Source organism: Pseudoxanthobacter sp. M-2 (genome assembly GCF_046156265.1).
GTDB lineage: Bacteria > Pseudomonadota > Alphaproteobacteria > Rhizobiales > Segnochrobactraceae > CAMDHY01.
Genome location: NZ_JAWDIR010000022.1, coordinates 635,746 through 660,742 on the forward strand (window position 1 = coordinate 635,746; position 24,997 = coordinate 660,742).

Annotated in this window: 24 protein-coding genes and 1 pseudogene; 16 read left to right on the forward strand and 9 right to left on the reverse strand. The window is 70.3% G+C overall.

The window, feature by feature from the left end; all coding sequences use genetic code 11:
- Positions 1 to 65 precede the first annotated feature (65 nt).
- Entirely contained in the window at positions 66 to 671 is a 606-nt protein-coding gene (gene leuD / locus RUR49_RS14570; protein WP_409147101.1) for a 3-isopropylmalate dehydratase small subunit, read from the reverse strand.
- A gap of 240 nt (positions 672 to 911) precedes the next feature.
- On the opposite strand from leuD, the gene pdxY reads away from it, so the two are divergent.
- Both pdxY and RUR49_RS14580 read left to right on the forward strand, forming a co-directional pair.
- Positions 912 to 1,793 carry a pyridoxal kinase gene (gene pdxY / locus RUR49_RS14575; RefSeq protein ID WP_409147102.1) on the forward strand — a complete coding sequence of 294 codons (882 nt, stop codon included), beginning with the start codon at positions 912 to 914 and terminating at the stop codon, positions 1,791 to 1,793.
- Positions 1,790 to 2,536, forward strand: coding sequence for a DUF429 domain-containing protein (locus RUR49_RS14580; RefSeq protein ID WP_409147103.1), 747 nt, complete (start codon positions 1,790 to 1,792; stop codon positions 2,534 to 2,536). Before pdxY ends, RUR49_RS14580 begins: the two co-directional genes overlap by 4 nt.
- Positions 2,537 to 2,760: 224 nt before the next feature.
- Here RUR49_RS14580 and RUR49_RS14585 read toward each other — a convergent pair.
- Both RUR49_RS14585 and RUR49_RS14590 read right to left on the reverse strand, forming a co-directional pair.
- Positions 2,761 to 3,342 (reverse strand): annotated as a pseudogene (locus RUR49_RS14585) (L,D-transpeptidase); the annotation flags it as partial.
- 158 nt (positions 3,343 to 3,500) lie between these two features.
- Positions 3,501 to 4,361, reverse strand: coding sequence for a YihY/virulence factor BrkB family protein (locus tag RUR49_RS14590; RefSeq protein WP_409147104.1), 861 nt, complete (start codon positions 4,359 to 4,361; stop codon positions 3,501 to 3,503).
- A gap of 194 nt (positions 4,362 to 4,555) precedes the next feature.
- On the opposite strand from RUR49_RS14590, the gene RUR49_RS14595 reads away from it, so the two are divergent.
- From RUR49_RS14595 to RUR49_RS14625, 7 genes are all read left to right on the forward strand, one after another.
- On the forward strand, positions 4,556 to 6,256 hold the full coding sequence (locus RUR49_RS14595; protein WP_409147105.1) for an acyl-CoA dehydrogenase family protein: 1,701 nt from the start codon (positions 4,556 to 4,558) through the stop codon (positions 6,254 to 6,256).
- 92 nt (positions 6,257 to 6,348) lie between these two features.
- Positions 6,349 to 7,341 carry a catalase family peroxidase gene (locus RUR49_RS14600; protein ID WP_409147106.1) on the forward strand — a complete coding sequence of 331 codons (993 nt, stop codon included), beginning with the start codon at positions 6,349 to 6,351 and terminating at the stop codon, positions 7,339 to 7,341.
- A 143-nt stretch (positions 7,342 to 7,484) separates the two neighbouring features.
- Complete coding sequence (locus RUR49_RS14605; RefSeq protein WP_409147107.1) at positions 7,485 to 8,903, forward strand: alanine/glycine:cation symporter family protein; 1,419 nt, start codon at positions 7,485 to 7,487, stop codon at positions 8,901 to 8,903.
- A gap of 120 nt (positions 8,904 to 9,023) precedes the next feature.
- A complete protein-coding gene (locus tag RUR49_RS14610; RefSeq protein WP_409147108.1) occupies positions 9,024 to 9,521 on the forward strand; it encodes a universal stress protein in 498 nt (165 codons plus the stop codon).
- 189 nt (positions 9,522 to 9,710) lie between these two features.
- Positions 9,711 to 10,268: a NifU family protein gene (locus RUR49_RS14615; RefSeq protein ID WP_409147109.1), complete on the forward strand. Its 558-nt coding sequence runs from the start codon at positions 9,711 to 9,713 to the stop codon at positions 10,266 to 10,268.
- 37 nt (positions 10,269 to 10,305) lie between these two features.
- Entirely contained in the window at positions 10,306 to 11,121 is an 816-nt protein-coding gene (gene ppk2 / locus RUR49_RS14620; protein ID WP_409147110.1) for a polyphosphate kinase 2, read from the forward strand.
- A gap of 25 nt (positions 11,122 to 11,146) precedes the next feature.
- A complete protein-coding gene (locus RUR49_RS14625; RefSeq protein ID WP_409147111.1) occupies positions 11,147 to 12,886 on the forward strand; it encodes an adenylate/guanylate cyclase domain-containing protein in 1,740 nt (579 codons plus the stop codon).
- 7 nt (positions 12,887 to 12,893) lie between these two features.
- On the opposite strand, the gene RUR49_RS14630 is transcribed toward RUR49_RS14625, so the two are convergent.
- From RUR49_RS14630 to RUR49_RS14650, 5 genes are all read right to left on the reverse strand, one after another.
- Complete coding sequence (locus tag RUR49_RS14630; protein WP_409147112.1) at positions 12,894 to 13,697, reverse strand: creatininase family protein; 804 nt, start codon at positions 13,695 to 13,697, stop codon at positions 12,894 to 12,896.
- Positions 13,697 to 15,043, reverse strand: a complete 1,347-nt coding sequence (locus RUR49_RS14635; protein WP_409147113.1) for an 8-oxoguanine deaminase — start codon at positions 15,041 to 15,043, stop codon at positions 13,697 to 13,699. The genes RUR49_RS14630 and RUR49_RS14635 overlap by 1 nt, the downstream gene beginning before the upstream one ends.
- A gap of 19 nt (positions 15,044 to 15,062) precedes the next feature.
- Positions 15,063 to 15,464, reverse strand: coding sequence for a RidA family protein (locus tag RUR49_RS14640; RefSeq protein WP_409147114.1), 402 nt, complete (start codon positions 15,462 to 15,464; stop codon positions 15,063 to 15,065).
- 100 nt (positions 15,465 to 15,564) lie between these two features.
- The gene (locus RUR49_RS14645; protein ID WP_409147115.1) at positions 15,565 to 16,218 is read right to left on the reverse strand and encodes a hypothetical protein; all 654 of its coding nucleotides are present in this window, start codon (positions 16,216 to 16,218) and stop codon (positions 15,565 to 15,567) included.
- Between the two features lie 126 nt (positions 16,219 to 16,344).
- Positions 16,345 to 17,001, reverse strand: a complete 657-nt coding sequence (locus tag RUR49_RS14650; RefSeq protein ID WP_409147116.1) for a hypothetical protein — start codon at positions 16,999 to 17,001, stop codon at positions 16,345 to 16,347.
- Positions 17,002 to 17,367: 366 nt separating this feature from the next.
- Here RUR49_RS14650 and RUR49_RS14655 point away from each other — a divergent pair, with 366 nt between their 5' ends.
- The 7 genes from RUR49_RS14655 to RUR49_RS14685 all read left to right on the forward strand — a co-directional run bounded on the left by RUR49_RS14655 (position 17,368) and on the right by RUR49_RS14685 (position 23,862).
- Positions 17,368 to 18,375: an ABC transporter substrate-binding protein gene (locus RUR49_RS14655; protein WP_409147117.1), complete on the forward strand. Its 1,008-nt coding sequence runs from the start codon at positions 17,368 to 17,370 to the stop codon at positions 18,373 to 18,375.
- A complete protein-coding gene (locus tag RUR49_RS14660; protein WP_409147155.1) occupies positions 18,375 to 19,235 on the forward strand; it encodes an ABC transporter ATP-binding protein in 861 nt (286 codons plus the stop codon). Before RUR49_RS14655 ends, RUR49_RS14660 begins: the two co-directional genes overlap by 1 nt.
- A gap of 104 nt (positions 19,236 to 19,339) precedes the next feature.
- On the forward strand, positions 19,340 to 20,110 hold the full coding sequence (locus tag RUR49_RS14665) for an ABC transporter permease (protein WP_409147156.1): 771 nt from the start codon (positions 19,340 to 19,342) through the stop codon (positions 20,108 to 20,110).
- 48 nt (positions 20,111 to 20,158) lie between these two features.
- Positions 20,159 to 21,520 (forward strand): cytosine deaminase, encoded by a 1,362-nt coding sequence (locus RUR49_RS14670; protein WP_409147118.1) that lies wholly within the window; start codon positions 20,159 to 20,161, stop codon positions 21,518 to 21,520.
- A gap of 1 nt (position 21,521) precedes the next feature.
- Positions 21,522 to 22,943, forward strand: coding sequence for an FAD-binding oxidoreductase (locus RUR49_RS14675; RefSeq protein WP_409147119.1), 1,422 nt, complete (start codon positions 21,522 to 21,524; stop codon positions 22,941 to 22,943).
- 5 nt (positions 22,944 to 22,948) lie between these two features.
- Positions 22,949 to 23,263, forward strand: coding sequence for a cupin domain-containing protein (locus RUR49_RS14680; RefSeq protein WP_409147120.1), 315 nt, complete (start codon positions 22,949 to 22,951; stop codon positions 23,261 to 23,263).
- A gap of 14 nt (positions 23,264 to 23,277) precedes the next feature.
- Positions 23,278 to 23,862: an NAD(P)H-dependent oxidoreductase gene (locus tag RUR49_RS14685; RefSeq protein WP_409147121.1), complete on the forward strand. Its 585-nt coding sequence runs from the start codon at positions 23,278 to 23,280 to the stop codon at positions 23,860 to 23,862.
- A 72-nt stretch (positions 23,863 to 23,934) separates the two neighbouring features.
- On the opposite strand, the gene RUR49_RS14690 is transcribed toward RUR49_RS14685, so the two are convergent.
- Positions 23,935 to 24,981: a cytochrome-c peroxidase gene (locus RUR49_RS14690; protein WP_409147122.1), complete on the reverse strand. Its 1,047-nt coding sequence runs from the start codon at positions 24,979 to 24,981 to the stop codon at positions 23,935 to 23,937.
- Positions 24,982 to 24,997 lie beyond the last annotated feature (16 nt).

Sequence of the window (24,997 nt, forward strand, 5' to 3'; positions counted from 1 at the left end):
CGGCAGCCGGCGACGATGACGGGTCCAGGAGTCCCGTCAAGCCGACCAGGCCTCGTCCGGGCGCGTCACACCCAGGGGCGGTCTTCGGTGATGCGGCCCTCGTGGGCCGTGATCGACGTCGCCTTCTCGAGCGTCAGGCCGATGTCGTCGAGGCCGTTCATCATGCAGTGCTTGCGGAACGGGTCGATGTCGAAGTGGATGACGCCGCCGTCCGGGCCGCGGATCTCCTGGCTGGCGAGGTCGATCGACAGCGTCGCGTTGGCGCCGCGCGAGGCGTCGTCCATCAGCTTCTCGAGCTCTTCCGGCGTCACGACGATCGGCAGCACGCCGTTCTTGAAGCAGTTGTTGTAGAAGATGTCGGCGAACGAGGTCGAGATGATGCAGCGGATGCCGTAGTCGAGCAGCGCCCACGGGGCATGCTCGCGGCTCGAGCCGCAGCCGAAGTTCTCGCCGGCGACGAGGATCTGCGCCTTGCGATAGGCCGGCTTGTTGAGGATGAAGTCCGGGTTCTCGGAGCCGTCGTCGTTGTAGCGCATCTCCGAGAAAAGGCCCTTGCCGAGACCGGTGCGCGCGATCGTCTTCAGGTACTGCTTGGGGATGATCATGTCGGTGTCGACATTGATCAGCGGCAGCGGCGCGGCGACACCGGTGAGCTCGGTGAACTTCAGCATGGCGGGCGGTCCTCAGCGATCGGTCGCAAGCGGCCAGGACGGGCGGCAGTCGGGCCGGCGCCCCGGCGTCTTCGTCGGCTGCTGTCTTGCGACGGGCGGGCGGGCGGGTCAAGCGGGGCGGCGCCCGTGGCGGTTCGCCCGAGGGCCTGTCCTGCATCCGTCGCATGGGCGGGCGGGCGCAAAGGTGCTAGCAGGGAATCCCGCCGCGGCCGCGGCGCGATCCCCGACCGGTAGCGTTCCATGTCCGTCGATCCCGCCCAGTCGAAGCCCGCCGTCATCGTCGTCTCCTCCCTCGTCGCGCGCGGCGGCGTCGGCCTGCGGGCCACCGCCTTCGCGCTGGAGCGGCTCGGCTTTCCCGTCTGGCAGGTGCCGACGATCTTCCTGCCCTGGCACACCGGCCACAGCCCGTCGACGAAGATCGTCCCCTCCGACGACCTCTTCACCGCCGCGATCGCCGACCTCGCCGGCAGCCCGCATCTCGCCGAGGTGGGCGCCGTCGTCTCCGGCTACATCGGCGATGCGGCGCAGGCGGCGGCGATCGAGGCGCTGGTGACGGCGGTGAAGAAGGTCAACCCGAAGGCGATCTACGTCTGCGACCCGGTGATCGGGGATGCCGAGGGGCTCTATGTCGCCGAGGCGACCGCCACCACGATCCGCGACCACCTGCTGCCGCTCGCCGATGCGGCGACGCCGAACCGTTTCGAGCTCGCCTGGCTGACGGGCATGGACACCGACACGCCGACGAAGGCGCTCGCCGCCGCCCGCGCGCTCGGGCCGGCGCGCACCTTCGTCACCTCGGCGCCGGCGCTGATGCGCGGCCAGATCGCCCTGATGCTCGCCGGCCCCGATGGCGCCTTCGTCGCCGAGCACCCGCTGCTCGACGGCCCGTCGAGCGGGCCGGGCGACCTCGTCAGCGGCCTCGTCACGGCGGCACTGCTGTCGGGGGCGAGCTCGGAGGGGGTGCTGAAGCACGCCGCCGCCGGCACCTTCGAGGTGATCGCCGTCTCCGCCAAGGCCAAGGCCGACGAGATGATGCTCGTTGCCGCCCAGGACCGCTTCGTCCACCCGATGGCGCACATCCAGGTGCGGCGGATGGTGGAGGGAGCGGCCGCAGCGCGATGAGCGGCGGTGCTGTGAGTGGCTTCGTGGCCGGCGTCGATGGCTGCCCCGGTGGCTGGGCGGTCGTGCTGGCGCACCGGGACGGCGCCGTCCCGCCGCGACTGCTAAAGGTCGGCAGCTTTGGCGAGGTGCTCGCCTTGCCGGAGGCGCCAGCGATCATCGCCGTCGACATGCCGATCGGCCTGCCGGACCGCGTCGGCGCGCGCGGCCGCGAGACCGAGCGCGAGGTGCGGCCACTCCTCGGCATGCGCCAGTCGTCGGTGTTCTCGGTGCCGTCGCGGGCGGCGGTGACGGAGAGCGGCGACGACTATCCGCTCGCCTGCAGGCTGGCGCGCGAGACGTCGGACCCGCCGCGCGCCGTCGCCAAGCAGTGCTTCCACCTGTTCCCGAAGATCCGCGAGATCGATGCGCTGATGACACCGGCGCTCGAGGCGCGCGTCTACGAGGTCCACCCGGAGGTGGCGTTCTGGCGCCTGAACGGCGGCCAGGCGATGAGCCTGCCGAAGAAGGTGAAGGGTTCGCCCAATCCGGCCGGGCTCGCCGAGCGCCAGGACCTTCTGGCTGCGCTCGGCTTCCCCGTCACCCTGTTCGCACCGCCTCGGCCGCGCACGGTCGGATGGGACGATGCGGTGGACGCCGCCGCGAGCGCGGCGATCGCGCTGCGCATCGCGCGCGGCGAGGCGCGGCCGTTTCCGGACCCGCCGCCGCGCGACGGGCGGGGATTGCGGATGGCGATCTGGTCGTGAGGAAACGGCGCGGACGAGCCGCGCCGCTGCAACGTCTAAAGTTGATGCGACCGTCAGTACTGCGGCAGCAGCGTGCCGAGGCTCGACTGCACGCCGGTGGCGACGCTGCTGACGCCCTGTCCGACCTGCGTGCCGACGGCGGCGACGCCGGAGCCCACCTGCGAGAGCCCGTTGGAAAAGCCCGAGCCGAGGCTCGACAACAGGTTGTCGCTCTCCTGCGGACCGACGACGATGACCTTGGCGCCGACGCGGACGCGGTCGTAGAGGTCGGTGACGTCGTCGTTGGTCATGCGGAAGCAGCCGGACGAGACCGCCTGGCCGATCGTCCAGGGCTCGTTGGAACCGTGGATGCGGTAGAGCGTGTTGCCAAGATAGAGCGCGCGGGCGCCGAGCGGGTTGTCAGGGCCGCCCGGCATGTAGGACGGCAGGCCCGGCTGGCGGGCGCGCATCTCGGCCGGCGGCGTCCAGCCCGGCCACTCCGCCTTGCGGGTGACGCGCTCGGTACCGGACCAGCCGAAGCCCTCGCGGCCGACGCCGATGCCGTAGCGGATCGCCTCGCCGTTCGGCTGCACAAGGTAGAGGAAGCGCTTGTTGGCGTCGATGATGATGGTGCCGGGCACCTCGCGCGTCTCCACCGAGACGAGCTGGCGGCGGAATTCGGGGGGGATCGTCCGGCTGCGCGCCGCCGTGGTCGGCTTCACCGTCACCCACTGGCGCGTGCTGACGTCGAAGAACTTCGTTTCGGCGAGGGCCGGACCGGCCATCAGGGTGCCGACGGCAACCAGGGTGGACAACAGAGAGCGCATCGCAATTCCCCTTGACGCCGCGGTGCGTTGGACGACAGACCCCGCCGCGAACCGTGCGCGATCGTGACCACACATGGTTACCAAACTCGATCGAAGCGGATGGGTTGCAGCGCAATCGGGCCGAATTGCGTCGCCGCGGGGCGATGCCGAGGCTTTCTCTATTCCGCCGCCACCTCGGCGAGCGAGGCGGCAGCGGCGCGCGCCCGCCGCCGGCGGATCAGCGCGGCGTTGAGCTCGGCGCCGAGGAGCACCACCGCGGCCACCACATAGAGGAAGACGATGGCGATCATCACGTTCGCCAGCCCGGCATAGGTGGCGCTGTAGGAGGCGAAGACGCGGATGTAGGTGGCGAAGACGGTCCCGGCGACGAGCCAGGCCACGAGCGTGGTGAGGATGCCCGGCAGGATGTCCTTCAGATGCCGCCGGCCGGCCGGCAGCCAGAGATGGGCGGCGAGCAGCACGCCGAAGAGCACGACGGCGGCGACCGAGAAGCGCAGCACGTGCACGGTCGCCGACATCGGCTCGATCAGCGGCGCGAAGCGCACCGCAGCCGCCCACAGCGAGGGCCCGAGCACGACGAGCGTCGCCAGCACGACGAGGCCGATGGCGCCGATCACCACGAAGGCGAGGCTCTGCAGCCGGCGCATGATGAAATCGCGCGTCTCCTCGTCGCGGTAGGCGCGGTTGAGGGCGAGGCGCAGCGCCTCGACGCCGTTCGAGGCGAACCAGAGCGCGATCACCACGCCGATGGTCAGGGCGCCGGTTCGCGGCCGCATCAAGACTTCGTGGGCCTCGCGGGCGATCGGCCGGGCGACCTCGTCGGGCCAGGCGTCGAAGACCAGCGCACCGACCTCCTGGGCGAGGCTCTCCGAGCCGATCCACCCGGCGACGGCAGCGGCGACGATGATGAACGGGAACAGCGCGAGGATCGTCGACAGCGCAACGTGGCTGGCGATCGCCCAGTTGTCGTCGCTCATGAAGTGCTCGAGCGCCTCGTAGAGCGCCTGCTTGCGCGTCACTCCTCGCCTCCGCACTGCCGCCGGTCGCCGGCGACACCGTCCCGCCCCCGGTCCCGCCCGCATGGGCGGTCCCGCAGCACTGCCCATATGGGCCTGTCCACCGCCGCGCGGTAGCCGAAGTTCGCATTGCAGGCAACTCGACTCGCGCGCATCCTGCAGTGCAACATCAAATGGGTACCTTGCGGGAGGATGGAATGGCTGTGGCACGCGCGCGCGCGATCGAGACGGGATCTCCGGCCATCCCCCTCGCCCCCCTCGACCTCGCCGACGCGGCGGTGGCGAGCCTCGACGGGCTGCGGCTCGCCGCAGTCGCCTCGGTGGCGGCGCGCGTGGGCGGGGCCGGCGGCAGGATCGACCCGGCAAAGCTCGAGGCCGAACAGCGCGCCGCCCACGGCCTCGCCTGGCTCGTCACCTATGTCGAGAGCCTGCGCCAGCTCGCCGCGTGGGGACGGCGGCTCGAGGCCGAGGGCCGTTTCGGCACGGCCGAGCGGCTGATCGTCGCGATCGGCTTCGGCGAGTATCTCGCGCAGGTGTTCGGCGGGCTGCCGATGAGCCAGGGCGAGATCGTCCGCCTCGCCGACCTCGGCGTGCCCGCCGCCGCGGTGGCCGCGGCGCGCACAGACGCGGTCGAGACGCTGATCACGGATGGCAACACCGCCGAGACGCGGCGGGCGCTCGTCGAGGCGGGGCTCGCAGGCGACGTCACCGGAGCCTTCGGCGACGGCGGTCTCGACGAGACGATGACGGCGATCGGCGCCGAGATGCGCCGCTTCGCCGAGGCCGAGGTGACGCCGCACGCCCACGAGTGGCACCTCGCCAACGACTACATCCCGATGGAGATCATCGGCCAGATGGCCGAGCTCGGCGTCTTCGGGCTGACGATCCCCGAGGAGTTCGGCGGCCTCGGCCTCAGCAAGGAGGCGATGTGCGTCGTCACCGAGGAGCTGTCGCGCGCCTACATCGGCGTCGGCTCGCTCGGCACGCGCTCGGAGATCGCCGCCGAGCTCATCCTGTGCGGCGGCACGCCGGCGCAGAAGGAGCACTGGCTGCCGAAGATCGCCTCCGGCGAGGTGCTGCCGACGGCGGTGTTCACCGAGCCCAACACAGGTTCCGACCTCGCCTCGCTGCGCACCCGCGCCGTGCGTGACGGCGATGTCTATCGGGTGTCCGGCAACAAGACGTGGATCACCCATCCCGTCCGCGCCGACCTGATGACGCTGCTCGTGCGCACCGACCCGGCCGAGCCCGGCTACAAGGGCCTGTCGATGCTGCTCGCCGAGAAGCCGCGCGGCAGCGACGAGGAGCCGTTCCCGGCAGACGGCATGACCGGCGGCGAGATCGAGGTGCTCGGCTACCGCGGCATGAAGGAGTTCGAGATCGGCTTCGACGGCTTCACGGTGAAGGCGGAGAACCTGCTCGGCGGTGTCGAGGGCCAGGGCTTCAAGCAGCTGATGCAGACCTTCGAAGCGGCCCGCATCCAGACGGCGGCGCGCGCCGTCGGCGTCGCCCAGTCGGCCTTCGAGCTCGGCTGGCGCTACGCCGTCGACCGCCAGCAGTTCGGCAAGAGCCTGATCGCCTTTCCGCGCGTCTCCGACAAGCTCGCCCTGATGGCGGTCGAGACGATGATCGCCCGCCAGCTCACCTATTTCTCGGCGCGCGAGAAGGATTCCGGCCGGCGGTGCGACCTCGAGGCCGGCATGGCGAAGCTGCTCGGTGCCCGCATCGCCTGGGCGAACGCCGACAACGCCCTGCAGATCCACGGCGGCAACGGCTTCGCGCTGGAATATGCGATCTCCCGCGTGCTCTGCGACGCGCGCATCCTCAACATCTTCGAGGGTGCCGCCGAAATCCAGGCGCAGGTGATCGCCCGGCGGCTGCTCGAAGGCGGGAACTGAGCCAACCCACGGTAGTGTGAGCAACGATCCGGCGTGCATCCGCTAGACTGCACGCCGGCTGGACGGCCGCGTGCCCCCGACGGAGACCGACCATGACCTTTCGCCTCATCGCGGCTGCGGCCGTGGGACTCGCCGCAGCAGTCTGGGCGCTTCCGCCATCGGCGTCCGCGCAGGAGAGCGTCGCGGTCGAGATCGTCGACCAGTTCAACACGCTGTTCGGCAGGCACCCGCACACCCGCGCCAATCACGCGACCGGCGCCCTGTTCGAGGGCACCTTCACGCCGGCGCCGGGCGCGAGCGACCTCAGCACGGCGCTGTTCCTCACCGGCGCGCCGACGCCGGTGACGGTGCGCTTCTCGAACGGCGGCGGCATCCCTGACGTCGCCGACCAGAACCCGGCGATTGGCGGCATCCGCGGCATGGCGGTGAAGTTCCAGCTCTCCGACGGCGGCGAGATGGACCTCGTGATGATCTCGGAGAACGGCTTCCCGGTTGCCACCGGCGAGGACTTCCTCGGGCTGCTACGCGCCGTCGGCGACAGCGGCCCCGACGCGCCGAAGCCGACGCCGATCGAGCAGTTCCTCGGCGCCCACCCGGCGGCGCTCGCCTTCGTCACGGCGCCGAAGCCGATGCCGGTGTCGTTCGGCACACTGTCCTATTTCGGCGTCAACGCCTTCCAGTTCACCAACGCCGCCGGCGAGGCCCGCTTTGGGCGCTGGCGCGTGGTGCCGGTGGCCGGCGAGGCCTTTGTCAGCGACGCGGAGGCGGCGGCGCGCGAGCCGCATGCGCTGGCCGACACGCTGCGCTCCGCTGTGGCCGAGGCGCCCGTCCGCTTCCGCCTGCAGGTGCAGGTGGCCGCCGACGGCGACCCGACCGGCGACGCCACCAAGGTCTGGCCCGATGACCGGCCGATCATCGATCTCGGGGAGATCGCCGTCACCAAGGCGCTGGATACCGCCGCGATCGAGAACCAGTTGCTGTTCCTGCCGACCAATCTCACCGACGGCATCGACCTCTCCGACGACCCGCTGGTCGAACTCCGGACGGAGGCCTACGCGGAATCGTTCGGCCGGCGCCAGGAGTAGCCGGAGCCGCGCAACCTTTCGACGTCGGGGGGGCAGCCGACCGCTCCCCAACCCCTTGGCAGATCGCGCAAATCGGCGTCTCATGACCGAGGCGATCGGTCGGCGATCGCGATAGCGACGGGACCGGGGGCAGAGCCAGCGCCATGACAGCCGTGATCGATTTCCTCAACACGATCTTCTGGGGCTACGTGCTGATTTACGGCCTGCTGGCCGTCGGCGTGTACTTCACGCTCCGCCTGAAGTTCATCCAGATCGTGCAGTTCCCCGAGATGATCCGCTCGGTGCTGTCGTCTTCCGACACCGACCGCTCCGGCATCACGCCCTTCCAGGCGCTCTGCACCAGCCTCGCCTCGCGCGTCGGCACCGGCAACATCGCCGGCGTTGCGGTCGCGCTCTATCTCGGCGGGCCGGGCGCGATCTTCTGGATGTGGGTGGTGGCGGCGCTCGGCATGGCCACCGCCTTCGCCGAGAGCACGCTCGCCCAGCTCTACAAGGTGAAGGACGACGAGGGGCGCTACCGCGGCGGCCCGGCCTTCTACATCGCCCGCGGCCTGAAGGCGCCGTGGGCCGGGGCGATCTTCTCGGTCTGCCTGATCCTGTCGTTCGGGCTCGTCTTCAACGCGGTGCAGGCGAACTCCATCGCCGACGCCTTCAGCGGCGCCTTCGGCATCTCCAAGCTCGGCACCGGCGTCGTGCTGGCGCTGATGGCGGGCGTCATCATCTTCGGCGGCATCACGGCGATCGCCCGCGTCGCCGAATATGTCGTGCCGTTCATGGCGGCGGCCTATCTCGCCGTCGCCCTCTATGCCGTGGCGGCGAACATCGGCGAGGTGCCCGGCATGCTCGGCATGATCGTCGCCAGCGCCTTCGGCTTCGCACCGGCCGCTGGCGGCCTCGCCGGCTCGCTCGCAGCCGCCATGCTGAACGGCGTCAAGCGCGGGCTGTTCTCCAACGAGGCCGGCATGGGCAGCGCGCCGAACATCGCCGCGGTGGCGACGCCCGACCCGCACCACCCGGTCAGCCAGGGCCTCGTGCAGTCGCTCGGGGTGTTCATCGACACCATCCTGATCTGCACCGCCACCGCGCTCCTGATCCTCTTGTCGGGTACGCTGGTGCCGGACTCCGGCCTCACCGGCACGCAGCTCACCCAGGCGGCGATGCAGGTGCACATCGGCGCCGCCGGACCCTATTTCGTGGCGGTGGCGATCTTCTTCTTCGCCTTCACCTCGATCATCGGCAACTACGCCTATGCCGAGGGGGCGCTGGTTTTCCTCGGCGTCGGCGGCCGCATCGGCAAGGCCGTGCTCCGGCTCGCCCTGATGGCGATGGTGGTATGGGGCGGCTACGAGTCCGTGGCGACCGTGTTCGACGCCGCCGACGCCTCGATGGGGCTGATGGCGACGATCAACCTGATCGCCATCGTGCTCCTGTCCGGCCTCGTCTCGCGGCTCACCGCCGACTACATCGCCCAGCGCAAGGCCGGCAGGAAGCCGGTCTTCCTCGCCGAGACGATGCCGGAGCTGAAGGGCGAGATCGACCAGGAGATCTGGAGCCGGAAGTAGGGCGTCTCCCGGCCGGCCACGGCCGCACGTCCAGACGCGGTGCGGGCCTGCATCGGCCCGCCCGCCTTCCGGGATTGCCCCGCCTTGCCCCGCGACCCCGCGCGGGGCAATGTCCCGCGCATGGTCACCCTGCGCACCTCCTTCGAGACCGGCCACTCCCGCAAGTTCCTCGTCATCGTCGACGAGACGCCGGAGTGCGACCGCGCCCTCGTCTATGCCGCCAAGCGCGCCGAGCGCACCGGCGGCACCCTGACGATGCTCTACGTCATCAAGCCGGAAGAGTTTCAGCACTGGCTCGGCGTCGAGGACATCATGCGCGCCGAGGCGATGGCGGAGGCGGAGGCGACGCTCGCCCGCTCGCTCGACCGCGCCCGCGCGCTGGCGCCCCGCGTCAAGCCGGAGACGGTGGTGCGCGAGGGCAGCCCCGCCGACGAGATCGTCGCGCTGATCTCCGAGGACGCCGACATCGCCATCCTCGTGCTCGCCGCCGGCACCGAGAAGGAGGGGCCGGGGCCGCTCGTTTCCTCGCTCGCCGGCAAGCTTTCGGGCAGCTTCCCGATCCCGATCACCATCGTGCCGGGCAACCTCTCCGACCAGGACATCGTGGCGCTGGCCTGAGCGGCGCTCCCCGGCCGGCTGCCCCCCCGTTTCCGCCCGGCCCTTGAAGCCACCGGCGGAGGGATTACGTTGGCAGCGACCCTCGCGCCGCGACGCCACTTGCGCCGCCTCGCTTCGGCCGCCCCGGCGGATCACCCGCCGGGCCGTTCCGCCTCCCGCAGGGACCGGGCCTTGAACCAGGATTCCAGCATGTTCATCCAGACCGAGACGACCCCCAATCCGCAGACGCTGAAGTTCCTGCCCGGCCGCGTCGTCCTCGACGGCGAGCCGCGGGACTACCGCAACGCCGAGGCCGCGCACGAATCCCCGCTCGCCGAGCGGCTGTTCTCGCTGCCCGACGTCGCCGGCGTCTTCCTCGGCTCCGACTTCGTCGCCGTGACGACGGGCCACGGCGAATGGCAGCACCTGAAGCCCTCGGTGCTCGGCGCCATCATGGAGCACTACCAGTCCGGCGCACCGGTGCTCGCCACCGACGCCGCCGCGCCGGCCGAGGACGCCGAGTTCTTCGACGAGGCCGATGCCGAGACGGTGGCCGTGGTCAAGGAACTGATCGACGAGCGCGTCCGCCCCGCCGTGGCGCAGGACGGCGGCGACATCACCTTCAAGGGCTTCCGCGACGGCATCGTCTACCTGTCGATGCGGGGTGCCTGCTCGGGCTGCCCGTCCTCGACGGCGACGCTCCGCCACGGCATCCAGAACCTGCTCCGGCACTACCTGCCGGAAGTGAAGGAAGTCCAGGCGCTCTAGGCGCCTGCACGACGAGGCGGCATCGGGGGAGCGGCTTTTGGGCAAGGGCAAGAAGGCGGCGAAGCGCGCCGACGACGATGCGGTCGTCGGCGACGAGGGCAACGGCGGCTACAAGGACGCGCTCTACGAGCTCCAGGTCGAGCTCGTGAAGCTGCACCGCCACATCATCGCCAACGGCGAGAAGCTGCTGGTGCTGCTCGAGGGCCGCGACGCCGCCGGCAAGGACGGCACCATCAAGCGCATCATGGAGCACCTGTCGCCGCGCGAGAGCCGCATGGTGGCGCTCGGCAAGCCGACGGAGCGCGAGCAGACGCAGTGGTACTATCAGCGCTGGATCGAGCACCTGCCGGCCGGACAGGAGTTCGTCTGCTTCAACCGCTCCTGGTACAACCGCGCCGGCGTCGAGCGCGTCATGGGCTTCTGCACCGAGGCGGAGGTCGAGACCTTCTTCCTGCAGGTGCCGTTCTTCGAGCAGATGCTGGCGCAGTCGAACATCAAGCTGTTCAAGTACTATCTCGACATCGACAACGACGAGCAGAAGCGCCGGCTCGAGGACCGCCGCCGCGACCCGCTGAAGCAGTGGAAGCTGTCGCCGATCGACGACGTCGCGCTGAAGCACTGGGACGACTACTCGCGGGCCCGCGACGAGATGCTGGCGCGCACGCACACGCCGGTGGCGCCGTGGACGATCGTGCGGGCGAACGACAAGAAGCACGCGCGCCTCAATCTGATCCGCGACCTGCTCACCCGCTGCGACTACGAGGGCAAGCGGGCGAAGGTGGCACTGCCCGACCCCAACTACGTCTACCCGTTCGCACGGGCGGCGGCCGAGGACGGGGTGGTTTCGGCCTGACGGCCTCGGCGAAACGAGGCAGCCGATGACGACGACCGACGGCGGAGCGGCACCCGACGACCCGGCGGGTGGCCTCGTCCGGCGGCTGCGCGACCGGGCCGCTCCCTGGGTTGCCCCGCAGCGGCTGCGCCTCGCCTCCGGCCTCGTGCTGTTCGCCTTCGCGCTCACCCACTTCCTCAACCACGCCCTCGGCATCTGGTCCGTCGGACTGATGGAGGACGTGCAGGACTGGCGCACCGGCTTCTGGCGCTCGACGGCGGGCTTTGCCCTCCTCGTCGGCGCGCTGGTGGTGCACGTCGCGCTGGCGCTGTGGAAGACGGCGCGGCGGCGGACGCTCAGGATGCCGCCGGCCGAGGCCGCCCAGCTCGTCCTCGGCCTCGCGATCCCGTTGCTGCTCGCCAAGCACGTCGCCGGCACCGCCGGCCTCGCCATGATCGACGGCGTCGAGGACAGCTACACCCACGTCTTGTCGCTGCAGTGGCCGAGCGAGGTGTTCCTGCAGACCCTGGCGATGCTGACGGTGTGGATCCACGCCTGCATCGGCCTGCACTTCTGGCTGCGCCTCAACGCCTGGTACCGGCGATGGCGGGCGGTGCTCCTCACCGCCGCCGTCGCCGTGCCGCTTCTGGCCGAATGGGGCTTCGTCGACGCCGCCCGGCGGCTGTGGATCCTCGGCCAGGACACCGGCACGTTGACACCGGACCAGCAGGCGACCGCTGGCGCCGTCTTCCAGGCGACGCTCGCCGCCTACGGCACGGTGCTGGCGGTCACGCTCCTGGTGATGGCGGTGCGCCTGCTGCCGATCGGCCGGGCGCGCCGCATCGCCGTTACCTATCCCGGCAACCGGGTGGTGCGGGTGGCGCCGGGCCCGTCGGTGCTCGAGATCAGCCGGATGAACGGCATCCCGCACGCCGCCGTCTGCGGCGGCCGCGCGCGCTGCTCGACCTGCCGGACACGCATCCTCGACGGGCTCGACGGACAGCCGGAGGCGGGGGCGCAGGAGCGCGCCGTGCTGGAGCGGATCGGCGCCGATCCGGGCGTGCGGCTCGCCTGCCAGCTTCGCCCGACCGCGGATCTCACCGTGCAGCCGCTGCTGCCGGCCCGCGAGACGCCGGGCGCGGCGATCGCCGCCGATGGCCAGGACGCCTACCATTGGGGTGTCGAGCAGCCGGTCGCGGTGCTGTTCGTCGATCTGCGCGGCTTCACCAGCCTGTCGGAGCGCCGCCTCACCTACGACGTGGTGTTCATCCTCAATCGCTATCTCGACGCGATGGCGCGCGCCGTGCGGGCCGAGCGCGGCTATGTCGACAAGTTCATCGGCGACGGCGTCATGGCGATCTTCGGCATGACCGAGGGCGTCGCCGCCGGCAGCCGCTCGGCGCTCGCCGCCGCCGTCCGCATGCAGGAGGCGATGGCGGAGCTCAACCGCGAGCTCGAGCCGCAGCTCGGCGCACCGCTCCGGATCGGCATCGGCATCCACGTCGGCCCGGCGATCCTCGGGCGCGTGGGTGCGGCGGGCGGCGGCGCCACGGCCGGCATCACGGCGCTCGGCGACACCGTCAACACGGCGAGCAGGCTGGAGACGCTGACCAAGGAATACGGCGCCGTGCTGGTGGTGTCGCACGCCGTCGTCCACGCCGCCAAGGTCGAACTCGCCGCGACCCGCGTCGAGGAGATCACCGTGCGCGGCCGGCAGTCGCTCCTGAAGGTCTATGCGATCACCGACGTCGGCCCGCTTGCCAGGGCACTCGCCGCACCGGCCTGACCGACGGTCAGCCGGCCGGGGACCAGAGGCGGGCGAGGTCGAAGCGGTCGACGTCGGCGAGGAGGTCGACGAAGCCGCGGGCGGCGTGATCGAGCGAGGCCGCGCCCTTCTCGGCCGACGCCGCGGTGGCGTCGCCGACGGCACCCGCGGGATTGAGGTCCTGCGCCATCCAGCCGAAGGCGTGCGGGCCGTGGCCACGCAGGTGCACGAACTCCTGGATGTAGGAGGTCTGCGCCGAGCGGAAGACTTCCGCCCGCTCCATGCGGACGAGCTCCGGCGCGAGATGCAGCATCAGCGAGGTCTCGATGTCGCCGGCGTGGATGCCGTCGATGAACTCGTGCGGCGGGAAGACGTCGTCGGGCTGGCCGAAGCGGGCCCAGTGGGTCTGCACGGCGAGCATGTCGAAGCGCACCCGGAGCTCGCGGCAGACGATGTCGACGATCGGCACGTTGCCGCCGTGGGAATTGACGATGACGAGCTTGCGGACGCCGGCGCGGGCGACGCTCTCGCCGATCTCGATCCAGGCGCGCGTGACCGTCTCCCACGACAGCGTCAGCGTGCCCGGCGAGAGGACGTGCTCGTTCGACTTGCCGATCGCCTGCACCGGCAGGAAGGTCACCGGCAGGTCCGCCGGCAACAGCTCCAGCACGCGGGCGATCTGGCCCTCGGCGATCATCGTGTCGGTGGCAACCGGCAGATGCGGGCCGTGCTGCTCGATCGCCGCGACCGGCAGCACGGCGATCCACCGCGCCACGTCGGGGTCGCGGAAGTCCTCCGTCGTCATTTCCCGCCAGTGGCGGCGCGGCAGCATCAGAAGCTCTCCAGGAAGGCCTTGGCGGCCGCGCCGTGCTCGGCGCGCAGCCGGCCGACATCGACGCCGACGGGCAGGCCGTCCTCAATTTTCCACTCGCCGGCGATCATCACGCGGTCTGCCCGGTGGGCGCCACAGAGCACGAGGGCAGCGAGCGGGTCGCCGGCGCCGGAGAAGCGCAGCTCCTCGAGCGTGTAGAGCGCGAGGTCGGCCTGCTTGCCGACGGCGACCGCGCCGATGTCGTCGCGGCCGAGGCAGCGCGCGGAGCCCTCCGTCGCCCAGCGGAAGGCGTCGAAGTGGGTGACGGCGGCGGCGTCATAGGTGAGCCGGCCGATCATCAGGGCGTGGCGGACGCCCTCGATGAGGTTCGAATTGTCGTTCGATGCCGAGCCGTCGACGCCGAGGCCGACGGGGGCGCCGGCAGCCTCGAGCTCCTTGGTGCGGCAGTGGCCGGAGGCGAGCACCATGTTCGACGTCGGGCAGTGGCAGACGCCGACCTTGTGGCGGCCGAGCCGCTCCACCTCGGCGTCGTTGAAGTGGATGCCGTGGGCGAGCCAGACGCGCTCGTTCAGCCAGCCGAGCTCGCCGAGATAGTCGACCGGCCGCATGCCGTAGTGGTGCAGGCAGTAGGCGTTCTCGTCGTGGGTCTCGCCCAAGTGGGTGTGGAGACGGCAGTTGCAGCGCTCGGCCATCGCCGCGGTCTCGACCATCAGCCGTCGCGTCACGTTGAAGGGCGCACACGGCGCCAGCGCCACCTGCAGGAAGGCGCCCTCGGAGGGGTCGTGGTAGCGGGAAATGACGCGCTCGCAGTCGGCGAGGATGACGTCGTCGTCCTGGATCGCCTCCTTCACCGTCAGCCCGTCGCCGCTTGGCGGCAGGCTGAGGGCGCCACGCGTCAGCGTCATCCGCATGCCGATGGCGGTCGCCTCCTCCGCCTGGATGTCCATGGCGTCCTCGAGGCCGGCGGGGAACAGGTACTGGTGGTCGGAGACGGTGGTGCAGCCCGACATCAGCAGCTCGGTCAGCGCCAGCCGCGTCGCCAGCCGGAACGGCTCCGGCTTCACGTTGCGCGCCCAGATCGGCATCAGCGCCTTCAGCCAGGGAAACAGCTCCTTGTTGATCGCCGCCGGATGGGCGCGCGTCAGCGTCTGGAACATGTGGTGGTGAGTGTTGACGAGGCCGGGCAGCACGACGTGGCGGCTCGCATCGAACGTGGCGTCGACCGGCGCGGCCGGGCCGTGCGCGCCGCGCGGCACCAGTTCGACGATGCGGTCGTCCTCGACGACGAGGCCGCGCTCGGCGCCCTCGGCGAGCACCGCCACCGGGTCCCTGATCCAAAGCCGCATGCGGTTCCCCTCGATCCCCTCAGCCAGCAGCGGGCAAACGCGCCGCCACCACTTCGACTTCCACCCTGAACTCCGCCCGCGTGAAGCCGCCGACGATGACGAGCGTCGAGGCGGGGCCTGGCAGCGCGCCGACGAAGCGGTCGCGCGCCCGCATGTAGGCCGGAAAATCGCCCCGGTCGACGACGTAGGCGTTGATGCGCACGACGTCGGCGGCGCCGAGGCCGGCATCGGCCAGCACCGCGGCGATGTTGGCGAAGCAGAGATCCGCCTGCGCCTCGGTGTCGGCCGGAACCGTGTCGTCCGGCGCGATGCCGAGCTGGCCGGAGGTGAACAGGAGCTCCGCCCCCGCCGGCACGCCGACGGCGTGGGCGTAGTTCGCGAACGGCGCTCTGATCGTCGGCGGCGTGTGACGGCGCAGCATCGGGCGGTCCGGGGAGGAGGACGACGCCGGAGGCTAGAGCATTTGCCGTGCGGAAGGAACCGCGGCGGCGCGGTGCGGGCGCCGGGGCCGCCAGCGTCCGTCAGTGCGTGAAGACGCCCGCCGAGAGACCGTCGATGCCGGTGATGCCGATACAGCCGTCGTCGCGCCCGAAGTGCTCGCACAGCACGACCGAGACGCCGTTCTTGCCCTTGCCCTTGCGGGCGTCGAAGAAGGCGAGGAAGCCGTCGCGGGGCAGCGAAAACGCCTTGCGGGCCACCGCCTCGGGCATCCGCCCGCCGGTGTAGCGACGCAAAGCGTTGACGAAGGTGCCCTGGAACTCGCTGGCGTGGGTGCCGCCGAGGCTGTTGTAGATGCCGTGGAAGCCGATGAAGCTGCGCTTCGGATCGGCGCCGGGAGCGGTCGAGCGGCGCACGCCGCCGAGGAAGGCGAGCGCGCAGGCCGATACGCACGGCCCGTCCACCTCGGTCGCGAGCTTCTGGTCGCGGATGAACTTGGTGATGGTGGTGAAGGAGCCCCACTGCACGGCGCCGCCGTAGAAGTCCTTCATGACGATGGTCTTCACCGCCGGATTGTTGCGGATCATCGCCGCGAAGCGCTCGAACTCGCGGTCACCGTGCATCTCGCCGGAAACATACAGGCGCGAGCCTTCGACGCGGAATTGCGCGGCGTCGGCCACGAACGCCGACAGCGCGAACACGACGCCACTCAGAACCACCGCCAGCGGTCGGATCATGCAAGTCCCTCGGGATCGGTGCCGTGATCCGGCATCACCGTCGCGCCCTCGTGCAACGATCGCATGGGCGGTGCCGGCGCCACAAGCCGGCCTCCGGATGCGATGTCGTTGCGCGGCGCCGTCGCCTCAGTGGGTGTAGACCCCGACCTTGTGGGAATCGACGTCGGAGACGCCTGTGCAACCGCCGGAGTTGAACTTCCGGCCGTCCTTGCAGACGATCACCGAAACCTTGCCGCCGGCCTTGCGGCCATCGAAGAAGGCCACGAAGCCGTCCTTCGGCATCGTGTAGGCGAGCTTGGCCACGTTGGCGGGCATCCGTCCGCCGGAATAGCGCTGCAGCGCCGCGACGAAGGTCGGCTCGTATTCCTCCACGAGCTTTCCGCCGCGGATGTAGAGGCCGTGGAAGGCGACGAAGCTCTTCTTCGGATCGGCCTTCGGCGAGATGCCGCGCTTCACCCCGCCCATGAAGGCGATGGCGCAGGCCGAGACGCACGCCCCGTCGACCTCGGTCGCGAGCTTGTTGTCGCGGATGAACTTCGTGAAGTTGAAGAAACCGGCGGTGCCGGCACGGCCGCCATAGAAGTTCTTCATGACGATGATCTTCACCGCGGGGTTGTCGCGGATGAGCTTCGACAGCGTCTCGAATTCGTGACGCCCGTAGATCTGGCCGGACATGGTGAGCCGCTCGCCGTCGACCTTGAAGTCGGCCGCCGTCGCAGGAGCGGCCAGCCCCGCGAGCATGATCAATGCGGCCGAGAGCGCCGCGATACGCCTTTTGAACACGTGTGTTCCCCCATCCCTCCGGGACCCGCCCGCAGCGCCCACCGGGTCTCCGACGCCGAAATTCAACGATCAGAGGTTGCACCACAAGGCCGATGTACGGTGTTGCCTCCGGCGCGGGCCGAGTGTTGCGGGGGAGCAACGCAGGCCACCTCTGGCGCTTCCGTGGTCCGCGCCGATCCCCTAAGCTGCCGTCACGGGATCGACACGGCCTTGCCGCCGCTTCGCCATGGCACATGTCTTGCGAACCGAGGCGCGGCCTCCTCGCCTGCTCCGTTCCGGCCAAGGTGCGCCGGTGGCGGACGATCGCGTCGGGGCACGTGGGGCGGGCGGCGGCGCGGGCCGGCGGAATCGAGAGGGGAAGTGGACATGAACCGAGGAAAGATGCTGTTCGCGGCGCCGGTGCTCGCCGCGACGATGATCGCCGGCCCCGCGCTGGCGCTCGACGAGGTGACGTTCGGCACCAACTGGCTCGCCCAGGCCGAGCACGGCGGCTACTACCAGGCGGTCGCCGACGGCACCTACGAGAAGCACGGCCTGAAGGTGACGATCCGCCAGGGCGGCCCGCAGGCGGCCAACCGGGCGCTGCTGATCGCCGGCAAGATCGACTTCTACATGGGCGGCAACATGCTCGAGCCGTTCTCGGCGGTGGAGCAGGGCATCCCGACGCTCGTCGTCGGCGCGATCTTCCAGAAGGAGCCGCAGGTGCTCCTCACCCACCCCGACCAGGGGCTGGAGACCCTCGAGGACCTCGCCAAGCTGCCGACCATCTTCATGGGCAAGGATGGCTTCTCCTCCTACTTCCAGTGGATGAAGTCGGCCTTCCCGGGCTTCCGCGACGAGCAGTACAAGCCCTATACCTTCAACCCGGCGCCCTTCATCGCCGACAAGCAGTCGGCGCAGCAGGGCTACATCACCTCCGAGCCCTACGAGATCGAGAAGCAGGCGGGCTGGAAGCCGAAGGAGTTCCTGCTCGCCGACTACGGCTTCGACACCTACTCGACGCTGATCGAGACGCAGCAGACGATGGTCGACGAGAAGGCCGACCTCGTGCAGCGCTTCGTCGATGCCTCGGCGATCGGCTGGTACAACTACCTCTACGGCGACAACGCCGCCGCCAACGCCCTGATCAAGGCCGACAACCCCGAGATCACCGACGGCCAGATCGCGTTTTCCATCGCCAAGATGAAGGAATACGGCATCGTCGTCTCCGGCGAGGCGGACGAGGGCGGCATCGGCTGCATGACCGACGCGCGGCAGAAGTCGTTCTTCGACAAGATGGTGGCGGCGAACGTGGTCAAGGCCGACATCGACTACACCAAGTCCTACACGCTCGCCTTCGTCTGCAAGGGCGTCGGCAAGGACCTCGCGAAGTGATGCAAGGCGGCGGTCAAGCCGCCGCCCTGGCGTCTTCACCGTCCGCCGCGGGCCATGCCGCGGCGGACGGTCCCCTTGGTGCGCCGATCGTCCGGCTCGCCGGCGTGAGCAAGCGCTTCGCCAACGGCGTGACGGCGCTCGCCGGCCTCGACCTCACCGTCCGCCAGGGCGAGTTCCTGTCGCTGCTCGGCCCGTCGGGCTGTGGCAAGTCGACGGCGCTCAGGATCATCGCCGGCCTCGCCGATCCCTCGAGCGGGACCGTGGAGTGGTCGCGCGACACCGGCGGCGGCGCGCCGTCGGTCCACGACATCGGCTTCGTCTTCCAGGAGCCGACGCTGATGCCGTGGGCGACGGTATTCGCCAACGTCTGGCTGCCGCTGCGGCTGAAGGGCGTGTCGCGCGCCAGCGCCCGCTCCGACGTGATGGGCGCGCTCTCCCTCGTCGGCCTCGACCGCTTCGCGGACGCCTACCCGCGCGAGCTCTCCGGCGGCATGAAGATGCGCGTCTCGATCGCCCGGGCGCTGGTCACCCGGCCGCGCATCCTGCTGATGGACGAGCCGTTCGCGGCGCTCGACGAGATCACCCGCCAGCGCCTCAACGACGATCTTCTGGCGATCAAGGTCCGGCTCGGCACGACCGTCGTCTTCGTCACCCATTCGGTGTTCGAATCCGCCTACCTCTCCACCCGCATCGTCGTGATGGCGGCGCGGCCCGGCCGGCTGCTCGAGACGATCGACGTCACCGCGCCGCTGCCGCGCGGGCAGGACTTCCGCATGAGCGCGCTCTATCACGAGGCCTGCGAGGAGACCTCGCGGGCCCTGCAGGCCGCGATCGTCACCGCCGGAGACAGCCACCTGTGAGCGCGACGGGCAACACCGGCACGGCCCCCGCACTGGCGGCGGCGGCGAGGGACGACGCGCCCGCCGAGGCAGCGGCCACCCCGGCCGGCGGCGTCTCGCGGACGATGCGCATCCTCGTGCCGGTGGTGATGCTGGCGCTCGTCGTCGTCGCATGGTGGGGCATCGTCATCGCCTACCAGATCCCGCGCTACATCCTGCCGAGCCCGGCCGACGTGGCCATCGCCATGGTCACCGACTGGCCGATCCTCGGGCGCTCGCTGCTCAACACGCTGTGGACCACCTTCGCCGCTCTGGCACTGGCGCTGTCGGGGGGTGTGGCGCTCGCGATCCTGATGACGCAGTCGAAGTGGATCGAGCTCGCGCTCTATCCCTACGCCGTCATCCTGCAGGTGACGCCGATCGTGGCGATCGCACCGCTGATCCTGATCTATGCGCCGTCGACCGAGTTCGCGCTGCTGCTGTGCGCCTGGATCGTCGCCTTCTTCCCGGTGCTGTCGAACACCACGGCGGGCCTGAAGAGCGTCGACCACAACCTGCTCGACCTCTTCCAGCTCTACGGCGCCTCGCGCTGGCGCACCCTCTGGCACCTGCAGATCCCCGCCGCCCTCCCCTTCTTCCTCGCCGGGCTGAAGATCGCCGGCGGCCTCGCCTTGATCGCCGCCGTCGTCGCCGAGTTCGCCGCGGGCTCGGCCGGTGCCGGCTCCGGCCTCGCCTTCCGGCTGCTCGAGTCGCAATATCGCCTCAACATTCCCCGCCTGTTCGCGGCGCTGATCCTGCTCTCCCTCACCGGCGTCGTCATCTTCGCCATGACGAGCCTCGTCTCCCACTTGCTGCTCCGCCGCTGGCATGAAAGCGCGCTGCCGCGCGACCGCTGAAACAGAGCTCGCTATCCCGCGATCGCTGAAACCAGACCAACGGGTCCCATGTCCGCCGATTTCACCGTCGTCCCGTTCGCGCCGCGGCTGAGGCTCAGCTGCGCCACCGTCGTCGCCTGCGTTACCGACGCGCCGGGACTCGAGCCCGATGCCGATGGCCTCGCCTCGGCCGACATCGTCATCGCCGACGGCCGCATCGTCGCGATCGAGGCCTCGGGCTGCGAGGCCGGTGCCGAGGAGGCGAGCATCGCGCTCGACGACGGCCTGGTGCTGCCGTGCTTCGTCGACATGCACACCCACCTCGACAAGGGCCACATCTGGCCGCGCCGACCGAACCCCGACGGCAGCTTCGATGGCGCCCTGAACGCCACCCGCGACGACCGCGAGGCGTTCTGGACGGCCGAGGATGTCGCCCGGCGCATGGATTTCTCGCTGCGCTGCGCCTACGCCCACGGCACGCGGCTGCTGCGCACCCACATCGACTCCATCTCGCCGCAGCAGCGCATCTCCTGGCCCGTGTTCTTCGACATGCGGGCGCGCTGGGCCGGCCGCATCGACCTGCAGGCGTGCTCGATCATGCCGCTCGACGAGCGAACCAGTGATGCCCTGCTCGACGAACTCGCCGGCTATGCGGCCGCGTGCCAGGGCGCGGTCGGCGGCGTCACGATCCCCGCCCCCGACGCCGCCCACCACATCCGCCGCGTGCTCGAGGCCGCCGGCCGCCACGGCGCGGGAGTCGACCTGCACGTCGACGAGACGATGGACGCCTCCGTCGACACCCTGTCGCTGGTCGCGGAAGCCGTGCTGGAGACGGGGTTCACCGGCCGGGTCGTCTGCGGCCACTGCTGCTCGCTGTCGGTGATGGACGACGACGACGCCCGCCGCGTCATGGACAAGGTCGCCCGCGCCGGCCTCGCCATCGTCTCGCTGCCGCTGTGCAATCTCTATCTGCAGGATCGCGGCGGCTCGGCCACCCCCCGTCGCAGGGGCGTGACGCTGCTGCACGAGCTGACGGCACGTGGCATCCCGGTGGCGGTGGCGAGCGACAACACCCGCGACCCGTTCTATGCCTATGGCGATCTCGACATGCTGGAGGTGTTCCGCGAGGCGACGCGGATCGGCCACCTCGACCATCCCGTCGGCGGCTGGCCGCGCGTCGTCACCGCCGCACCGGCCGAGATCATGGGCCGGCCGGATTGCGGGCGGCTCGCGGTCGGCCTGCCGGCCGACCTCGTGCTGACGCCCGCGCGTACCTGGACGGAGTTGCACGCAAGGCCGCAGTCGGACCGCGTCGTGCTGCGCGACGGCCGGCCGATCGACCGGCGCCTGCCCGACTACCGCGAGCTCGACGACCTGATGTCGGTGCCATCCCGCGCCACTCGCACCGCCCGCGCCGCGACAGGAGCCTGACGTGCCGATTTCCGCCGCGCTGAAGTCCGATCTCGATGGCCTCAGCCTCGAGGAGAACCCCGCCCTCGTCCGCCAGAAGAGCCGCGACTTCTACTGGTACTCGCCGGTGCTGAAGCGGCAGCTGGAGGCGGTCACGGCCGACGCGGTGGTGACCGTCCGGAGCGAGGCCGAGGTGATCCGCGTGCTCGCGGCCGCCTTCCGCCACGGCGTGCCGGTGACGCCGCGCGGCGCCGGCACCGGCAACTACGGCCAGGCGATGCCGCTGTCGGGCGGCCTCATCCTCAACCTCGCCGAGATGAACAAGGTCACCGCGGTGAAGCCCGGCGTCGTCGTCGCCGAGGCCGGCGCGCTGCTCTCGGCCATCGACGACGCGGCACGGCCGTCGGGCCAGGAGCTCCGGCTGCACCCCTCCACCTACCGCACAGCCTCGATCGGCGGCTTCATCGCCGGCGGCTCCGGCGGCGTCGGCTCGATCCGCTGGGGCGGCCTGCGCGACCTCGGCAACGTGCTGCGCCTGCGCCTCGTCACGATGGAGGCGGAGCCGCGCGTCATCGAGCTCGTCGGCGACGAGATCCAGAAGGCGGCGCACGCCTACGGCACCACCGGCATCATCACCGAGGTGGAGATGCCGCTGACGGCTGCCTGTGACTGGGTAGACGTGCTCGTCGGCTTCGACGACTTCGTCGACGCCGCGCACTTCTGCGACGGCCTCGCCAAGCAGGACGGACTGCTGACCAAGGAGATCGGCACGGTGGCCGCGCCGCTGCCGCACGACTATTTCCTCCGCCACCAGAAGTTCATCCGCCGCGACCAGTCGGTGGCGATCCTGATGGTGGCTCCGTTCGCGATGCCGGCGCTCGAGGCCTTCGTCGCCCGCCACCACCGCGCCAGCCTGCTCTACCGCTCCGACCTCGCCTCGGACGAGGACCGCAAGGCGCTGCCGCCGGCCTACGAGCTCTCCTGGAACCACACGACGCTGCGCGGCCTGCGCGTCGATCCGTCGATCACTTATCTGCAGGTGCTCTATCCGGCGCCCGACCATCTCGCGCGGGTGGCGGAGATGACGGCGATGTTCGGCGACGAGGTGCCGGGGCATCTCGAGTTCGTCCGCTTCGACGGCGCCATCACCTGCTTCGGCCTGCCGGTGGTGCGCTACACCACCGAGGAGCGGCTCGAGGAGATCATGCGCCTGCACGAGGCGCACGGCTGCCCGATCTTCAACCCGCACCGCTACACGCTGGAGGAGGGCGGCATGAAGCGCTCCGACCCGGTGCAGCTCGCCTTCAAGCGCGAGGCGGACCCGAAGGGCCTGCTCAATCCCGGCAAGATGATCGCCTGGGAAGACCCCGACTTCGACTTCGCCACGCAGCGGACCTATCTTTTCCCCGGCCTCGAAGAAACCACCGACGCCACCGGAGCCTGACGCAGATGACCGACCACGCCCACGAACATGGTAGCGCCGGCTCGGCGACGCCGACGCTGCAGGTCGACGACGACGCGGTCCGCATCACCCGATGGGACTTCCGTCCCGGCGAGGCGACCGGCTGGCACCGCCACGGCATGCCCTATGTCGTCGTGCCGCTCGTCGACGGTGTCCTGAAGATCGTCGACGCCAACGGCGAGAAGCTGGTGCCGCTGACCGCCGGCGGCAGCTACGCCCGGCCCGAGGGCGTCGAGCACGACGTCATCAATGCCGGAGAGGGCATGATGTCGTTCGTCGAGATCGAGCTGAAGCAGCGCTAGGACCAAAGCCTGTCATGCGCGTGCTGGTGCTCTACGCCCATCCCGTCGAGACGAGCTACGGGGCGGCGCTGCACGCCGCCGTGCTCGAGGGCCTCACAGCCGCCGGCCACACCGTCGACGACTGCGACCTCTATGCCGAAGGCTTCGAGCCGGTGCTGTCGCGCGACGAGCGCCTCGCCTATCACACGGCGCCCGACAACCAGGCGGGCGTGGCGGACTATGTCCGCCGGCTCCAGGAAGCCGACGCGGTGGTGCTCGTCCATCCCGTCTGGAACTTCGGCTACCCGGCGATCCTCAAGGGCTTCTTCGACCGCGTTTTCCTGCCGGACGTGTCCTTCCGCATCGTGGCGGGCAAGGTGAAGCCGGCGTTGCACAACATCGGCACGCTGATGGTGGTGGCCACCTACGGCGCCGACAGGGTCCGCGCCTTCCTCGCCGGCGACCCGCCGCGCAAGCTCGCGACGCGCATGCTGCGGGCGACGATCCGCCCCGGCGCCCGCGTGCGCTATCACGCCCACTACGACATGAACCGCTCGACCGCCGACAGCCGCGCCCGTTTCCTCGCTCGGGTGAGGGCGGCGGCGGAGGCGCTGAAGTAGCGGTGCGGGAGACGAAGAAGCCCCGGAGGTGCGCTCCGGGGCTTCGGTTCGGGCGGTGCAGAAGAGTGACCGCTACTGCGGCAGGATCTCGCCACTCGGCCGCGGCGTGTCGGCGGTCTCCGCCGGCAGCACCGGATAGGTGACGACCGGAATCTTCCCGGTGAGCGACTGCAGGAAGGCGACGATCTCGTCGGTCTCCTGGTCGCTCAGGTCCTCGCCGAGCTGCGAGGCGCCCATGATCGCCACCGCCTGCTTCAGGTCCCACACCTTGCCGGAGTGGAAGTAGGGCGCCGTCAGCGCGATGTTGCGCAGCGGTGCGGCGCGGAAGACGTAGGAGTCGTCAGCGGTGGCGGTGACGGCGAAGCGACCCTTGTCGTTCTCCGGCAGTACGTCGGCGCCGGGCTTCTCGATCAGGCCGAACGGATAGTATCCGTGACCACCGACATTGACACCGCTGTGGCAGGAGACGCAGCCCTTGCTCATGAACAGCGCGAGGCCCTTCTTCTGCTCGTCGGTCAGTGCCTCATCGTCGCCGTTCAGGTAGGCGTCGAAGGGGGCAGGCGTGATCAGCGTCGCCTCGAAGGCCTCGATCGCCTTGGCCATGTTGTCGAAGGTGACGGGGTCGGCGTCCTCGGGGAAGGCGCCCTCGAACCATGTCACATACTGCGGCATGCTCTTCAGCGTCTTCTCGACGTTGGCGGGCGTGTTGGCCATCTCGACGCCGGCCTGGATGGGCCCCTTCGCCTGCGCCTTCAGGTCGTCCGCGCGGCCGTCCCAGAACTGCGCCTCGTTGAGCACCGCGTTGAGCACCGTCGGCGAATTGCGCGGCCCCTTCTGCCAGCCGTGGCCGATCGAGACCTCGAGGTTGTCATCGCCGCCGGTGGCGAGGTTGTGACACGAATTGCAGCTGAAGACGCCGGAAGCCGACAGCCTCGGATCGAAGAACAGCGCCTTGCCGAGGTCGATCTTCTCCTCCGTGATCCTGTTGTCCTTGACGGCGGGGATGGTCGACGGCAGCGGCTTGAACAGCGCCTCCGCCTCGTCCCGCAATTCGTCGGCGGCTGCCGGCGCGGCGAGCGCCAAGACCAGGGCCACCGCGGCCAGTCCCAGTGGTTTCATGACAGCACCCCCTCTG

Excerpts from the sequence above, each read along its gene's own strand:
- RUR49_RS14685 (WP_409147121.1), top strand. The coding sequence starts at position 23,278 with ATGCGCGTGCTGGTGCTCTACGCCCATCCCGTCGAGACGAGCTACGGG.
- RUR49_RS14605 (WP_409147107.1), top strand. The coding sequence starts at position 7,485 with ATGACAGCCGTGATCGATTTCCTCAACACGATCTTCTGGGGCTACGTG.
- RUR49_RS14630 (WP_409147112.1), bottom strand. The coding sequence starts at position 13,697 with ATGCTGCCGCGCCGCCACTGGCGGGAAATGACGACGGAGGACTTCCGC.
- RUR49_RS14670 (WP_409147118.1), top strand. The coding sequence starts at position 20,159 with ATGTCCGCCGATTTCACCGTCGTCCCGTTCGCGCCGCGGCTGAGGCTC.
- RUR49_RS14690 (WP_409147122.1), bottom strand. The coding sequence starts at position 24,981 with ATGAAACCACTGGGACTGGCCGCGGTGGCCCTGGTCTTGGCGCTCGCC.
- RUR49_RS14655 (WP_409147117.1), top strand. The coding sequence starts at position 17,368 with ATGAACCGAGGAAAGATGCTGTTCGCGGCGCCGGTGCTCGCCGCGACG.
- RUR49_RS14665 (WP_409147156.1), top strand. The coding sequence starts at position 19,340 with ATGCGCATCCTCGTGCCGGTGGTGATGCTGGCGCTCGTCGTCGTCGCA.
- RUR49_RS14645 (WP_409147115.1), bottom strand. The coding sequence starts at position 16,218 with ATGATCCGACCGCTGGCGGTGGTTCTGAGTGGCGTCGTGTTCGCGCTG.
- RUR49_RS14580 (WP_409147103.1), top strand. The coding sequence starts at position 1,790 with ATGAGCGGCGGTGCTGTGAGTGGCTTCGTGGCCGGCGTCGATGGCTGC.
- pdxY (WP_409147102.1), top strand. The coding sequence starts at position 912 with ATGTCCGTCGATCCCGCCCAGTCGAAGCCCGCCGTCATCGTCGTCTCC.
- RUR49_RS14600 (WP_409147106.1), top strand. The coding sequence starts at position 6,349 with ATGACCTTTCGCCTCATCGCGGCTGCGGCCGTGGGACTCGCCGCAGCA.
- leuD (WP_409147101.1), bottom strand. The coding sequence starts at position 671 with ATGCTGAAGTTCACCGAGCTCACCGGTGTCGCCGCGCCGCTGCCGCTG.
- RUR49_RS14610 (WP_409147108.1), top strand. The coding sequence starts at position 9,024 with ATGGTCACCCTGCGCACCTCCTTCGAGACCGGCCACTCCCGCAAGTTC.
- RUR49_RS14640 (WP_409147114.1), bottom strand. The coding sequence starts at position 15,464 with ATGCTGCGCCGTCACACGCCGCCGACGATCAGAGCGCCGTTCGCGAAC.
- RUR49_RS14635 (WP_409147113.1), bottom strand. The coding sequence starts at position 15,043 with ATGCGGCTTTGGATCAGGGACCCGGTGGCGGTGCTCGCCGAGGGCGCC.
- RUR49_RS14660 (WP_409147155.1), top strand. The coding sequence starts at position 18,375 with ATGCAAGGCGGCGGTCAAGCCGCCGCCCTGGCGTCTTCACCGTCCGCC.
- RUR49_RS14615 (WP_409147109.1), top strand. The coding sequence starts at position 9,711 with ATGTTCATCCAGACCGAGACGACCCCCAATCCGCAGACGCTGAAGTTC.
- RUR49_RS14625 (WP_409147111.1), top strand. The coding sequence starts at position 11,147 with ATGACGACGACCGACGGCGGAGCGGCACCCGACGACCCGGCGGGTGGC.
- RUR49_RS14680 (WP_409147120.1), top strand. The coding sequence starts at position 22,949 with ATGACCGACCACGCCCACGAACATGGTAGCGCCGGCTCGGCGACGCCG.
- RUR49_RS14595 (WP_409147105.1), top strand. The coding sequence starts at position 4,556 with ATGGCTGTGGCACGCGCGCGCGCGATCGAGACGGGATCTCCGGCCATC.